The 13,419-nt window shown below is 61.1% G+C and carries 11 protein-coding genes; 5 read left to right on the top strand and 6 right to left on the bottom strand.

Going from position 1 to position 13,419, the window contains the following annotated elements; genetic code table 11:
- Positions 1 to 9 precede the first annotated feature (9 nt).
- Positions 10 to 1,200, top strand: a complete 1,191-nt coding sequence (locus JT51_RS08315) for a pyridoxal-phosphate-dependent aminotransferase family protein (protein ID WP_037310634.1) — start codon at positions 10 to 12, stop codon at positions 1,198 to 1,200.
- A gap of 99 nt (positions 1,201 to 1,299) precedes the next feature.
- On the opposite strand, the gene JT51_RS08310 is transcribed toward JT51_RS08315, so the two are convergent.
- Positions 1,300 to 2,412: a pyridoxal phosphate-dependent aminotransferase gene (locus JT51_RS08310; protein WP_037310632.1), complete on the bottom strand. Its 1,113-nt coding sequence runs from the start codon at positions 2,410 to 2,412 to the stop codon at positions 1,300 to 1,302.
- Between the two features lie 129 nt (positions 2,413 to 2,541).
- On the opposite strand from JT51_RS08310, the gene JT51_RS08305 reads away from it, so the two are divergent.
- Positions 2,542 to 3,324 (top strand): crotonase/enoyl-CoA hydratase family protein, encoded by a 783-nt coding sequence (locus JT51_RS08305; protein WP_037311946.1) that lies wholly within the window; start codon positions 2,542 to 2,544, stop codon positions 3,322 to 3,324.
- On the top strand, positions 3,321 to 3,683 hold the full coding sequence (locus tag JT51_RS08300) for a VOC family protein (protein ID WP_037310630.1): 363 nt from the start codon (positions 3,321 to 3,323) through the stop codon (positions 3,681 to 3,683). Before JT51_RS08305 ends, JT51_RS08300 begins: the two co-directional genes overlap by 4 nt.
- Positions 3,684 to 3,688: 5 nt before the next feature.
- Here the strand turns inward: JT51_RS08300 and JT51_RS22385 are convergent, their stop codons facing one another.
- From JT51_RS22385 to JT51_RS08285, 3 genes are all read right to left on the bottom strand, one after another.
- A complete protein-coding gene (locus JT51_RS22385; protein ID WP_327284725.1) occupies positions 3,689 to 3,868 on the bottom strand; it encodes a hypothetical protein in 180 nt (59 codons plus the stop codon).
- A gap of 142 nt (positions 3,869 to 4,010) precedes the next feature.
- Positions 4,011 to 5,174 carry a benzoate/H(+) symporter BenE family transporter gene (locus JT51_RS08290; RefSeq protein ID WP_037310629.1) on the bottom strand — a complete coding sequence of 388 codons (1,164 nt, stop codon included), beginning with the start codon at positions 5,172 to 5,174 and terminating at the stop codon, positions 4,011 to 4,013.
- 136 nt (positions 5,175 to 5,310) lie between these two features.
- Positions 5,311 to 8,403, bottom strand: coding sequence for a valine--tRNA ligase (locus JT51_RS08285; RefSeq protein ID WP_037311940.1), 3,093 nt, complete (start codon positions 8,401 to 8,403; stop codon positions 5,311 to 5,313).
- Between the two features lie 139 nt (positions 8,404 to 8,542).
- Here JT51_RS08285 and JT51_RS08280 point away from each other — a divergent pair, with 139 nt between their 5' ends.
- Together JT51_RS08280 and JT51_RS08275 are read left to right on the top strand one after the other, a co-directional pair.
- On the top strand, positions 8,543 to 10,834 hold the full coding sequence (locus JT51_RS08280) for a xanthine dehydrogenase family protein molybdopterin-binding subunit (RefSeq protein ID WP_037310627.1): 2,292 nt from the start codon (positions 8,543 to 8,545) through the stop codon (positions 10,832 to 10,834).
- On the top strand, positions 10,812 to 11,888 hold the full coding sequence (locus JT51_RS08275; RefSeq protein WP_037310625.1) for a DUF2235 domain-containing protein: 1,077 nt from the start codon (positions 10,812 to 10,814) through the stop codon (positions 11,886 to 11,888). Before JT51_RS08280 ends, JT51_RS08275 begins: the two co-directional genes overlap by 23 nt.
- A gap of 3 nt (positions 11,889 to 11,891) precedes the next feature.
- Here JT51_RS08275 and JT51_RS08270 read toward each other — a convergent pair whose 3' ends face one another.
- Together JT51_RS08270 and JT51_RS08265 are read right to left on the bottom strand one after the other, a co-directional pair.
- On the bottom strand, positions 11,892 to 12,683 hold the full coding sequence (locus JT51_RS08270; RefSeq protein WP_037310623.1) for a hypothetical protein: 792 nt from the start codon (positions 12,681 to 12,683) through the stop codon (positions 11,892 to 11,894).
- Positions 12,684 to 12,764: 81 nt separating this feature from the next.
- Positions 12,765 to 13,340: a GcrA family cell cycle regulator gene (locus tag JT51_RS08265; protein WP_037311937.1), complete on the bottom strand. Its 576-nt coding sequence runs from the start codon at positions 13,338 to 13,340 to the stop codon at positions 12,765 to 12,767.
- Between the last annotated feature and the right edge of the window lie 79 nt (positions 13,341 to 13,419).

Genomic DNA, 13,419 nt, shown 5'->3' with positions numbered 1-13,419 from the left:
GTTGACCCCATGACAAACCAAATCTCTCTCGCGCAGGGGCGCGCATATCTGGCGATACCCGGCCCCTCGGTCATGCCCGACGCAGTGCTGCAGGCCATGCACCGCCCGTCGCCGAATATCTATGACGGCGAGCTGATCGAGATGATGCCCGCGCTTCTGGAGGACCTGCGCCGGGTCGCTCGCACGCGCCACAACGTTGCCATCTATATCGCCAACGGCCACGGCACGTGGGAGGCCGCGCTGTCCAACGTCATCGCCCCGGGCGAAGTCATCCTGGCCCCCGCATCCGGTCGGTTCACCCACGGTTGGGCGGAAATGGCCGAAGGCATCGGCGCGCAGGCCGAAGTGATTGATTTCGGCCCCTCCGCTCCCTGGGATATCAACCGCATCGCGGACGCCCTGCGCGCAGACACGGCGCATCGGATCAAGGCGGTTCTGGCGGTGCACGTGGATACTTCAAGCTCCATCCGCAACGACATCCCGGCACTGCGGGCGCTGCTCGACGACCTGAACCACCCCGCGCTGCTGATGGCCGATTGCATCGCCTCGCTGGGCTGCGACCGGTTCGAGATGGACGCTTGGGGCGTCGACGTCACCGTCAGCGCCTGTCAAAAAGGGCTGATGACCCCAGCGGGCATGGGGTTTGTCTTTTTTAACGACAAGGCGCAGGCCAAACGGGTCACGATGCCGCGCGTGTCAAAATACTGGGACTGGCAACCGCGCGCCAACCCGGAAATCTTCTATCAGCATTTCGACGGCACCGCGCCCACCCATCACCTCTATGGCCTGCGCGCCGCGCTGGACATGATCCACGCCGAAGGAATCGAACATGTCTGGGCCCGTCACGAACGTCTGGCCCAAGCGGTCTGGGCCGCTTGCGAGGCCTGGGCGCAGGGCGAAGCCTTGCACCTCAATGTCACCGACCGCGCCCACCGCAGCCGCGCCGTCACGGCCCTGCGCCTGACCGAGGCGCGCGGTACGCCACTCAGGGAATACACCGAATTCAACCTGGGCCTGACGCTGGGCATCGGGCTGGGGATGGAGGATTGGGACGGCTGTTTCCGCCTGGGCCACATGGGCCACGTGAACGGTCAGATGATCATGGCAATGCTGGGCGGCGTCGAAACCGCCATGGCCGCCCTGAACATCCCACGCGGGACAGGCGCGTTAGAGGCCGCCGCCGCCGCTCTGGCCAAATAAATCAGCACAAAGCCTCCCAGCTTCATATGGCTAAAAATATCCTCGGGGGTGAATTGGCCCAATGGGCCAAGAGGGGGCAGACAGCCCCCTTCGCCCGGTTCAGGTCACCTCCAACGCCGCCGCCAGTGCCTTGGGCAAGGCTGCGGCAAAGGCATCCAGATCAACTGCCTCTCCACAGCTGACCCGAATGCACCGGTTCTGCGGCGCTGCAAACGGCATCCGCACAAAAATACCCTGCGCCACCAGCGCGTCCAGAGCGGCCTTTGCAAACACGCCGTCCCGCCCGCAGTCAATCGCCACAAAATTGGTGGCCGAGGGCAAGGGCACCAACCCATTCTCCCCCGCGATCTGACCAATCCGCTCGCGCGCCTCAGCGATCCGCCGCTGCACGTCAGCCAGCCAGGCGTCATCCGTCAAAGCCGCAATCGCCCCAGCCTGTGCCACCCGGTTCACCCCGAAATGATTGCGCACTTTGTTGAACGCCGAAATCAGCCCAGGCGCAGCCATCGCATAACCGACCCTTGCCCCCGCCATGCCGTAAACCTTGGAAAAGGTCCGCATCCGGATCACACGCGGATCATCCGCCGCAACTGGCGCTGCGGTGCCTTCAGGCGCGCATTCGACATAAGCCTCATCCAGCACCAACAGACAGCCTGCGGGCAAATCATCCAGCGCTGTAACAATGTCAGCCCCGGAATGCCAGCTGCCCATCGGATTGTCCGGATTGGCCAGATAGACCAGCTTCGCGTCAACCTCAGCAGCTTTGGCAAACAACGCCGCCGGGTCTTCGTGATCGCCCCGATACGCCACCTTGTGCAGAGCCCCGCCAAAACCTGCGACGTGGTAGTTGAACGTCGGATAAGCCCCCTCTGACGTCACCACCGCATCGCCTGGCCCGACAATCAGTCGCACCAGATACCCCAACAACCCGTCGATCCCTTCACCTACGACAATGTGGTCCGGCGATACCCCGTGGTGATCGGCCAAAGCATGACGCAGGTCATGGTTTTCCGGATCACCATACATCCAGACCTCACTCGCCGCTTGCGCCATTGCGTCAACGGCGCGCGGCGAGGGGCCAAACAGGCTTTCATTCGCCCCAAGCCGGGCAACAAATGGTGCGCCGCGCTGACGCTCCTGCGTTTCGGGGCCGACAAAGGGCACGGTTGCGGGAAGGGAGTCGGCGAGGGCTGTGTAACGAGGTCCGGTCATACGCGCAGATAAGCGCAGGGCGAGGGTTTGAGCAAGCCTTGCGCCACAGCGAATTTGCCCTGACGTCGTGGTGGCATTGCGCCCACCATTCGGGGCATGATTGGCAAAACAGGTTTCGGAGGCCCCCGAATGGCGCGCGTATCAGTCGAATACAAAGACCACATTGCCCATGTCACATTGACCCGTGGCGACAAGATGAACGCGCTGGATGACGCGATGATCAAGGCCATCCTGTCTGCCGGGCAAGAGGTCGCCGCCTCGGACGCCCGCGCGGTCGTGCTGTCGGGTGAGGGCAAAAGCTTTTGCGCCGGGCTCGACATGGCGAGCTTTGCTACCATGGCTCAAAAAGACCCAACCGAATGGCTGATGGCCCGCAGCCACCAAGACGCCAACGAGGTGCAGGAACTGGCCATGACCTGGCGGCGCATTCCGGTGCCGGTCATCTGCGCCATTCAGGGGGTGGCCTATGGCGGGGGGCTGCAAATCGCGCTGGGCGCAGATATCCGCATCGCCCATCCCGAAAGCAAACTGGCGGTGTTAGAGATGAAATGGGGCCTCATCCCCGATATGGGTGGCATGGCCCTGTTGCCGCAACTGGTGCGGTCGGATGTGCTGCGCCTTTTGACCTACACGTCGCGTCCCATCGGGGCGCAGCAGGCTGCCGATTGGGGCCTTGTGACCAGACTGTCCGACGACCCGCTGACCGAGGCGCAGGCCCTGGCCGAAGAGATTGCGGGCAAAAGCCCATCCGCCATTCGCGCCGCGAAACGTCTGATCGAAGTGGCCGAGGCCAAGTCGCGCGCTGACGTTCTGCTTGAAGAATCCGCCGAACAGGTAGAACTGATCGGCAAACCCGATCAGATGGAGGTCATCACCGCGCAGATGCAGGGTCGCAAGCCCGAATTCAAATGACCTCCCGTGCCATCACTCGCCTGATCATGTACACCAAACGGATGGATGAGATGGTAAAATTCTATGAAACGCACTTTGGTTATTCTGCGCGTCATGCAGAGGGGGACAGGATCGTAGAGTTGGTCCCGGAATCAGGTGGTTTGCATCTTCTTTTGCATCCAGCGGGCAAAGCCGCACGTGAGGGTCAGACTGCCGTCAAGCTTGTGTTTGACGTGCCGGATGTTCCCACCTTTTGTGAGCGGGCGCGTAAGCGGGGATTGGAATTTGGAGCGATCCACAACGGGGACGGGTATCAATTTGCAAACGCAAAGGATCCGTCAAAGAATGCGGTTTCCGTATCCAGCCGCGTATTCGCCTGACGAGGTTAACGCAAGAAGGCGCGCCGCGCGTCCCGGGCCATGTTGTACCGCATCTCAAGGTCTGCGATCTTGGCCATCGCAGCCTTTCTGTCACCGGGGTCGGTCAGGTCCGCGTAGGCCACGTGCGCGGCATCCAATTGTTTCTTGAGGTTAAATTCCTCGGGCAGAACCCCGGCCTGCGCCATGATCCGATGCCCTGCCGCGATCGCGGGATCACTTTGGGCCTTCGATCTCGGTCTGCGCCTTTTTGATCTGGCGTTCCACCAGCTTTCCAAGGGATCCGAACATGGCGCAATGAAACGCGGATCAGGCGACGGCGGAAAGCAGCTATTGGCCTCGGTTCGTCACCAGATAGGCCAGCCCTCCGACCAGCAATCCCCAGACCGCGGCTCCCAGCCCCAAGACCGAGACACCCGAGGCGGTGATGGCGAAGGTCAGGATGGCGGCCTCTCGCTCTGCCGGGATCTCAAGCGCCGCGAAAGTGGCATTGGCCAACACCCCGATCAGCGCGATCCCGGTCAGGGTACCCATCAACAGCGGATCGGCATGCACGGCGAAACCGGTGATGGCCACTGCAAATACGCCGAACAGGCAATAGAACACGCCGCCCATGACTGCCGACCAATACCGCTGGTTGCGGTCCGGGTGGCTGTCCTCATTCGAACACATGGCGGCTGTGATGGCGGCCAGACAAGTCGCCGGTGCCCCAAACGAGGCTGACAGGATGCTGGCCGCGCCCGCCATTGAAAACAGACGACCGGGGACGGGCGCATATCCAAAGCTGCGCATCACGGCGATGCCTGGGATGTTCTGCGTGGCCATGGTGACGATGAACAGGGGGATGCCGATGCCAATGACCGATGCCAGGGAAAACGTGGGCGCGGTCCAGACCGGTGCTGCCACCAGATGGCTGGGCGCGACCGAGGTGCCGCCTGCGTTCAGCACAACGACAATGGCCGCCGCCAGCACCGCCGCCGGGACCGCGAACAGGCGGTTCACCCGCCCGGCGATGAACCAGGTCAGGATCACCGGCACAGCTTGCCATGGCAATTCAACGGCGGCTTTGAACGGTAATATACAAAGCGGCAACAGAACCCCGCCCAGCATCGCCTGCGCCAAAGTGGTCGGGATCGCCGCCGCCAGCCGGCCCAGCGGACGCCACAGCCCGGCCAGCACCGTCAGCGCCCCGGCGCAGACAAATGCCCCCACCGCGCCCGAAAACCCCGCCGATGGCGTGGCGGTTACGGCCAGCAGCGCGGCACCCGGCGTCGACCATGCGACGCTGATGGGTTGGCGGTACCACAGGCTCAGCCCGATGGCCGTCAGGCCCATGGCAATGGCCGCCATCATCAGCCCCGAGGCGGATTCCTGCGCCGAGGCCCCCATGGCCGCCAGCCCCTGCAACACAATCGGAAATGAGCTGAAGAACCCGACAATGGCCACGACCAGCCCGGTTGAGACGGTTTGGATCGGGGGGAGCTTGTGTGCCATTGTGTCCTCGGAGGTTGTTACCCGCACTTGCTAACAAGGGTTGTCTGTTAGGGGCAAGCCTTTCGGACATAAAAGAAAACCCCGCCAGCGCGGGCGCGGCGGGGTTCAGGAATTGAGCATTCCGCGCGGAAAAGGATCAGGCGATTTCAGCCAGACGGGCCAGCGCTTCGTTTAGTTTGGCCTCTTCTTCTTCGCGGGCGGCAAGGTTGGCTTTGGCCTCGGCCACAACCTCTTCGGGGGCCGAGGCCACGAATTTCGGGTTGTTCAGACGTCCGCGCAGTCCACCCAGTTCCTTGGCCAGCTTGCCTTTGGCTTTCTCCAGCCGTTCCTTTTCCGCGCCGATATCGATGATATCCGCCAGCGGCAGGCCGAACGAAGCACCGGGCGCGGCGATGGAAATCGTGCCTTTAGGCAGTTCGTCCGCCGATGCCAGGCTGTCAATCCGCGCCAGACGCTTGATCAGCGCCTCGTTGCGGTCCCATGCGGCTTGTCCGTTGGCGTCGATCTCGGTCACCAGCATCGGCACGTAAAGACCAGCGGGCACCCGCATCTGCGAACGGGCCGAGCGGGTGTTTTCGATCACCGAGATCACCCAGTTCATCTCACGATCCGCCTCGGCATCGACCAGTTCGGTGCCGTAGGTGGGCCAGTCGGCGTGAACGACCATTTTTGCGCGGTTGCCGGTCAGGCCCCACAGTTCCTCGGTCACGAAGGGCATGATCGGATGTAGCAGGACCATGCACTGATCCAGAACCCAGCGCATGGTGGCGCGGGTTTCGGCCTGTGCCTCGGCGTCATCGCCTTGCAGCAACGGTTTGGAGAGTTCCACGTACCAGTCACAGACCTTGCCCCAGACAAAGGCGTAGAGCCCGTTCGCGGCGTCGTTGAAACGATAGCTCTCCAGCGCCGCGTCAACCTCGGCCCGCACGCGGGCGGTTTCGCCGATGATCCAGCGGTTTACGGCGGCCTTGGGTTTAAGGTCGGCCACATCCAGTTGCGGCACGGCGTTGGTAAAGACTTCGTTCATCTCGGCAAAGCGGACAGCGTTCCACAGCTTGGTGCCGAAGTTGCGATAGCCGGTGATGCGTTCGCGGGACAGTTTCAGCACGCCGCCAATCGCCGCCATAGAGGCATTGGTAAAGCGCAACGCGTCGGCGCCGAATTCGTCCACGATCTCCAGCGGGTCGATGACGTTGCCGGTGGTCTTGGACATCTTCTTGCCCTTCTCGTCACGGACGAGCGTGTGCAGATAGACGGTGTGGAACGGGATTTTCTTTTCAACAGGCAGATCATCGAGCACTGCCATCTGCATCATCATCATCCGTGCGACCCAGAAGAACAGGATATCCGCGCCGGTGATCAGAACGTCGGTCGGGAAGTAGCGCTCCAGCTCCTCGGTCTGCTCGGGCCAGCCCAGCGTGCCGATGGGCCAGAGACCGGAGGAGAACCAGGTGTCGAGGACGTCGGGATCGCGGTAGAGTTCTATGACACCATCCAATGTACGCGAAATCGGAGCGTAGTCAGAAGCCCGTTCGTGAGAATGGCTAAGGAACTCAATCTTCCAATCCGCGCCATAGTAGTCGGCTGCGAGTCTGGTGATCTCTTCCTCAGATGGCGCACAAAAGGGAACCAAGTCTTGGACGACAAATGATGACTTGCCGTCATGCTGTTTGAACGCAGCGATCTGTTCTTTATTCGGTCCATACCAAACCGGAATCTGATGCCCCCACCAAAGCTGGCGCGAGATGCACCAAGGCTCAATGTTTTCCAGCCAGTGGTAATAGGTCTTTTCGCCCGACTCGGGGATGATCTTGACCGTGCCGTCCCTGACCGCGTCCAGCGCGGGGCCGACGACCTTTTCGGCGTCCACGAACCACTGGTCGGTGAACATCGGCTCGATGACGACTTTCGAGCGGTCGCCGAAGGGCTGCATGATCGGCTTGCTCTCGACCAGCGGGACCAATGCGGACGGGTCGTCATCTTCGCCCAGCTTGGTGCCAAGAACCGGATTGTCGGCGCGGGTCATCACGGCCAGACCGTCGGCGGTGATCTCTTCGACGACCTTCGCGCGCGCCTCGAACCGGTCGAGCCCGCGCAGGTGATCGGGGACCAGGTTGATCGCGTCGATCTCGTTCTCGGTGAATTCGCGCCCACGGGCGTATTGCTGCGCCTTGCCCGCCTCTTCGGCGTAAGGTGCGCCATCGGCCCGCATCGCGCCTTTGGTATCCATCAGGCGGTACATCGGAATGCCGCCGCGCTTGGCCACCATGTTGTCGTTGAAGTCATGCGCGCCGGTGATCTTCACCGCGCCCGAGCCGAATTCGGGATCGGGGTACTCATCGGTGATGATCGGGATCTGGCGGCGATGCTCTTTCGGACCAACCGGGATTTCGCAGAGTTTTCCAACGATTGATGCATACCGCTCATCCGACGGGTGAACGGCCACCGCGCCGTCGCCCAGCATGGTCTCGGGGCGCGTCGTGGCGATCGAGATATAATCGCGCTCTTCCTCAAGGATAACGTTCCCGTCTTCGTCCTTCTCAACATAAGTATAGGTCTCGCCACCCGCCAGCGGGTACTTGAAGTGCCACATGTGGCCCGCAACTTCGATATTCTCGACCTCAAGGTCCGAGATTGCGGTTTCGAAATGCGGGTCCCAGTTGACCAGACGCTTACCGCGATAGATCAGGCCCTTGTCGTACATGTCGACGAAAACCTTGATGACCGCGTCATGAAAATTCGCAGAATTTTCATGGCCCGTGCGCGGGTCGCGCGGTGCGCCCGCCATGGTGAATGCGTTGCGTGACCAGTCGCAGCTGGACCCCAGACGTTTCAACTGCTCGATGATCGTGCCGCCGTATTCGCCTTTCCATTCCCAGACCTTGTCCAGAAACGCCTCACGCCCCAGCTCACGCCGACCGGGTTGCTGGGTGGCGGCCAGCATCTTTTCCACCTGCATCTGTGTGGCGATGCCGGCGTGGTCCTGACCGGGCTGCCACAGCGTGTCGAACCCGCGCATCCGGTGCCAGCGGATCAGGATGTCCTGCAGCGTATTGTTGAACGCGTGGCCCACGTGCAGCGCGCCCGTCACGTTGGGCGGCGGGATCATGATGGTAAAGCTTTCGTCGCGCGATCTGTTCGCGCCTGCCTTGAAGGCTCCGGCCTGTTCCCAGGCCTCATAAATGCGGGCCTCGGCCTCGGCCGCGTTGAATGTCTTTTCCATCGCCATGGGTGCGTCCTGCGTCATCAAATTCGGGTCAGCGCCTGCAATAGCGAATGCGTGCCCGAAGGGGAAGGGTTTGCGGACGCTCTGGACAATGTACCACCGCAGCCTAGTGTCGCCCCTGAGGGGATTGCAGGAGGGCACAATGGAAAAGTTCGGCAAAAGCCAGTCAGTCAAACGGACCGAGGATCAACGGTTTCTGACCGGGCAGGGGCGGTACATGGATGATGATGTCCCCGCAAATGCGCTGTTCGCCGCCTTTTTTCGCAGCCCCGTTGCCCATGGTCAGATCACATCGCTGGATTTGGAAGCCGCGCGCGCCGCTGACGGTGTGCGTCTGGTGCTGGCGCTGGAGGATCTGCACGAGGCCGGGATCGACACGGTGATGAACGCGGCAACGGTGCCCAACCGCGATGGCACAAAAGCGGCCGCGCCGGATCGGCACATGCTGGCCAATGACCGGGTGCGATTTGTCGGTGAACCCGTCGCCGTGGTCGTTGCGGATACTTTGGAGCAGGCCCGCGATGCGGTCGAACTGATCTGGATGGACACGCAAGACCTTCCCGCAAAGATAGATGCCGCAGCTGGCGGAGAGGCCCTGCACCCCGAAGCGCCGGACAATCGCGCCTTTGACTGGGGGCTGGGGGATGAGGCCGCGACCGAAGCCGCATTTCAGGCCGCCGCCCATACCGTTGCGTTGAACGTGCACGACAATCGGGTGATCATCGCCTCGATTGAACCGCGCGGCTGTCAGGCCAGCTGGTCTGGCGGGCGGTTGCATTTTGCCTATGGCGGGCAGGGCGTCTGGGCGATGCGGGCGCAACTGGCGGAAAAGCTGAAGCTTGATGCCGAATCCATCCGCGTCACCACCCCCGATGTGGGCGGCGGGTTTGGCATGAAGGTGATGCCATACCCCGAATATTTCTGCGTCTCGGTGGCCGCGATGAAACTGGACCAGCCAGTCCACTGGATGTCGGACAGGTCCGAGGCGATGCTATCCGACCATCATGGCCGGGATCTGACCTCGCTGGCTGAGCTGGCGTTTGATGAAAACCACAAGATCATCGCCTACCGGGTGCATAGCAAGATCAACCTGGGGGCCTATAACAGCCATTTCGGGCAGGCGATCCAGACCAACCTGTTCAGCAAGGTGCTGATGGGCGTCTATGACGTTCAAACGACCTATCTGCGGGTCGAAGGGTTCTATACCAACACCACGCAGGTCGATGCCTATCGCGGCGCGGGCCGCCCCGAGGCGATCTATGTACTGGAACGCGCCATGGACCGCGCCGCGCGCGAGCTGAGCGTTGATCCGTGGGAGCTGCGGCGCAGGAATTTCATCCGTCCCGATGAATTTCCTTATAAAACGGCCACTGGCGAAATCTATGATGTGGGCGATTTTGACATGATCCTGCGCCGCGCAGGCGATCAGACCGAAGGCTTTGCCAAGCGTAAGGCCGCAGACGCCGAACGCGGTCTGATCCGGGGGCAGGGCCTGTGTTACTATATCGAAAGTATTCTGGGTGATCCTTCCGAGAACGCAAAAATTGAATTCTGCGAGGATGGAACGGTGAACCTTTATGTCGGTACCCAATCGAACGGGCAGGGACATGAAACGGCCTATACGCAATTTCTTTCCGATCAGACCGGGATTGCACCGGACAAGATCAATATCGTGCAGGGCGACAGCGATCAGCTGCCCCATGGCGGCGGCACCGGCGGGTCGCGCTCGGTCACGGTGCAAAGCACGGCAACGCTGGCCACAATTGACAGGATGATCGCCGCATTCGCGCCGTATCTGGCCGATAAGCTGGGGGTCGAGGAAAGCGATGTGACCTTCGACCATGAAACCTTTCGCGCGCCGGGCTCGAACCTGACGCCGACGCTGATCGAAGCGGCTGCGATGGCCCGTGCCGACGGGCGCACCGACCTGCTGCGGCATGAGGCCCGCGCCAACCTGGATGCACGCAGTTATCCCAACGGCGCACATGTTGCCGAAATCGTGATCGATTCTTACACCGGGGAAACATGGGTCGACCGCTATACGGTGGTTGATGATTTCGGTAACCTTATCAACCCGATGCTGGCCGAAGGGCAGGTGCATGGTGGGGTGGTTCAGGGCATCGGTCAGGCGCTGAGCGAACGTGTTGTACATGATGCGCAAGGGCAACTGCTCACGGCTTCGTTGATGGATTACGCCTTGCCCCGCGCCGCTGAGATACCCATGATTAAGTTTACCTCGGCGCCGGTTCCGTCAACCTCGAACCCGATGGGGATGAAAGGCTGTGGCGAGGCTGGCACCGTGGGCGCACTGGCTGCTGTGGCGAATGCGGTTCAGGATGCGCTCTGGGATCACGGGGTGCGACAGGCGGATATGCCGTTCACACCTCAGAAAGTATGGGAATTGCTGACGCATGATTCTGTCGCGGCTGAGTAAAAAGGTTTTGGGATGGCTTGGGCGGCCCCTGCGGTCCAAGCATTCTGCCGAAACGCGCCATCGCGACCCCATCAGCCATGTGATTATTCTGGACGGTACGATGTCCACGTTGGAACCCGGCTTTGAAACCCATGCGGGCCAGACCCTGGGCCTGTGTTGTGAAATGGGCAGCAAAGTCTCGGTCTTCTACGAATCCGGCGTGCAGTGGGAAAGCTGGAAATCCTCGCTGGATGTGATGATGGGGCGGGGCATCAACCGCCAGATCCGCCGCGCGTACGGCTATCTCTCTTCACGCTATAAACCCGGTGACCGGATCTATTTCATCGGCTATTCGCGGGGGGCCTACGGCGTGCGCAGCCTTGCGGGGGTTCTGGATATGATCGGCTTGCTCAAGGCTGAACACGCGACTGAGCGTAACATCAAGCAAGCCTACCGCCACTATGAATGCAATCCCGGCGGAACCGCCGCGCGCGATTTCCGCCGTCAATTCTGCCACGAGGATGTCGCCATCGAAATGATCGGCGTCTGGGATACGGTCAAGGCACTGGGCCTGCGGCTGCCCCTGCTGTGGCGCCGGGCCGAAGAGAAGCACGCATTCCACAACCACCAGCTTGGCCCCGCCACGCGGCATGGCTATCACGCCATGGCACTGGATGAGACGCGCGAGGTCTATGAGCCGGTTCTGTGGAAATGTACCCCCGAGTTCAAGGGCCACGTCGAGCAGGTCTGGTTTCGCGGCACCCATGGCGATGTCGGCGGCCAGCTAAACGGCTATGAAGAGGCGCGTCCGCTGAGCAACATTTCTTTAATCTGGATGTTGGACAAGGCAGAGCAGCACGGCTTGCCATTACCCGAAGGCTGGCGTGATCGGTTTCCCATCGACCCGACCGCACGTTCTGTTGGGACGTGGCGCGGTTGGGGCAAGATTTTTCTCCTGCGCAAGCACCGGAAAGTCGGACGGGACAGATCGGAACACCTGCATGTCTCGGTGTCACCGGATGATCTGCCGGGCTGGGTGCCGATGCCGGATCTGCCGTCACATCCGGCGCAATAGCCGTTAGCTTGGGGCGCAGACATCTCGGATGGGTATGATCAATACATCCGGGCGCTCGACCAAATCGAAGCGCCATCGTCTCGGGGACCAATTGTAAACCCTCTGTTCTTCTGGGTGATCTACGATCATCAGACCGTGAAAGTACCATTCGGAAGTGGATTTGTATCCGGTCGCCTCGGTGTAAAATGAAAACCCGCGTAACTCGTGTATCGCCTCGACCGGGGCGTCTGGCGAATGATGGGCAATGCAATATGGCGACCCATCCGCGATTGCATGAGATTGGATCAGGATCATCGGTGCAGTCAGTAATGACCAGAGAGCCGCGATTGTTGTTCCGGCAATCCCCAATTTTGCGATCCACGAAGGATCCGCATCATGATCGTGGCCCGCCCAAATCAGAAAGCTTGAAGCGACGGCAACCGTCAGCGTCACGCCATGCAACAGTTGAGTGGTAGAAAACAGCGAAAACACTCCGGACGCCAGGGTCAAGAAGAGGCCAGCGGCCAGTGAAACCCCTGCAAAAAGCTTTGCGAGCCAAGCAGGTATACGCCGCATCCCCTTTAAAACGAATCCTGCCACAATCAGCGGTATGAGGGGTGCGAGCCAAACGCAAAGATACATAATCTGTATCGGTGATGACGGCGTCCTGCCGAATTGGTTGGGTGTGAACACTGACTGATTTAACAGCATCATATAGGCCAGAAAAATCAATGCTGCGTAGACGCAGAACAGGACCTTGTATTTTAATCGGGGCTGAATGACTGAATCCCTCAGGCCAAAAAAAACACTGACCACCAGTCGTGCGACGGGTGGTCAGTCAAGAAAACAAATTTGCCAGTGACACACCGCAAACATCAGTGTGTGCCAAACGCGTCTTTACCGCCGACGATCTCGGCGAGAGCTCATCGGCTGGAACGCCACGCCAACATGCGCCTCGCAGTACGGTTTACCCGCCTCAACGGGCAGGCCGCAGAACCAGAAATCCTCGGTCGCAGGGTCGCCCACGGGCCATTTGCAGGTTTTCTCGGTCAACTCCATCAGCGTCAGCTTCTTGGCCTTCTTCTCGACCTCGTTGACCTTGGCCAATGCCTCGGGGCTGATTTCGTTGGCCGAAGGCTGCGGCGGCAGCGGCTGACCGGCCGGGATGATCTGGCGACGCGCGGGCACTGCTGGTTTCGCCTCGGGCATGGGGGCCGGGGTGGGGCGTGCGGGTTCGGTCTTGGGCGCAGGTTTCGGCTTGGCCTCGACCTTGGGCGCGGGGGCCGGTTTTTCCTTGGGTTCGGATTTTGCCGGGCTCGCGCCGGTGGCGCGGTTCGACAGACCCAGACGGTGCACCTTGCCGATCACCGCATTGCGGGTCACGCCGCCCAGCTCCTTGGCGATCTGGCTGGCCGACTGGCCCTCGCCCCACATTTTCTTCAGCAGTTCTACACGCTCGTCAGTCCAGGACATCATTTGCCTTTCAAAAGCGGAAAGCGGCCCCGGATTCGGGCCGCCTTGGGAATTCGTCTCAGCGCCCTATTCTAAACAC

The organism is Ruegeria halocynthiae (assembly GCF_000743705.1).
GTDB lineage: Bacteria > Pseudomonadota > Alphaproteobacteria > Rhodobacterales > Rhodobacteraceae > Ruegeria > Ruegeria halocynthiae_B.
This window is presented reverse-complemented; position numbering and strand designations above follow the sequence as displayed.

Coding starts and splice junctions, on each gene's coding strand:
- JT51_RS22385 (WP_327284725.1), bottom strand. CDS start 3,868: ATGGCGCAGGCCGGGGTTCTGCCCGAGGAATTTAACCTCAAGAAACAA.
- JT51_RS08305 (WP_037311946.1), top strand. CDS start 2,542: ATGGCGCGCGTATCAGTCGAATACAAAGACCACATTGCCCATGTCACA.
- JT51_RS08275 (WP_037310625.1), top strand. CDS start 10,812: ATGATTCTGTCGCGGCTGAGTAAAAAGGTTTTGGGATGGCTTGGGCGG.
- JT51_RS08290 (WP_037310629.1), bottom strand. CDS start 5,174: ATGGCACACAAGCTCCCCCCGATCCAAACCGTCTCAACCGGGCTGGTC.
- JT51_RS08300 (WP_037310630.1), top strand. CDS start 3,321: ATGACCTCCCGTGCCATCACTCGCCTGATCATGTACACCAAACGGATG.
- JT51_RS08265 (WP_037311937.1), bottom strand. CDS start 13,340: ATGTCCTGGACTGACGAGCGTGTAGAACTGCTGAAGAAAATGTGGGGC.
- JT51_RS08315 (WP_037310634.1), top strand. CDS start 10: ATGACAAACCAAATCTCTCTCGCGCAGGGGCGCGCATATCTGGCGATA.
- JT51_RS08280 (WP_037310627.1), top strand. CDS start 8,543: ATGGAAAAGTTCGGCAAAAGCCAGTCAGTCAAACGGACCGAGGATCAA.
- JT51_RS08285 (WP_037311940.1), bottom strand. CDS start 8,403: ATGGCGATGGAAAAGACATTCAACGCGGCCGAGGCCGAGGCCCGCATT.
- JT51_RS08310 (WP_037310632.1), bottom strand. CDS start 2,412: ATGACCGGACCTCGTTACACAGCCCTCGCCGACTCCCTTCCCGCAACC.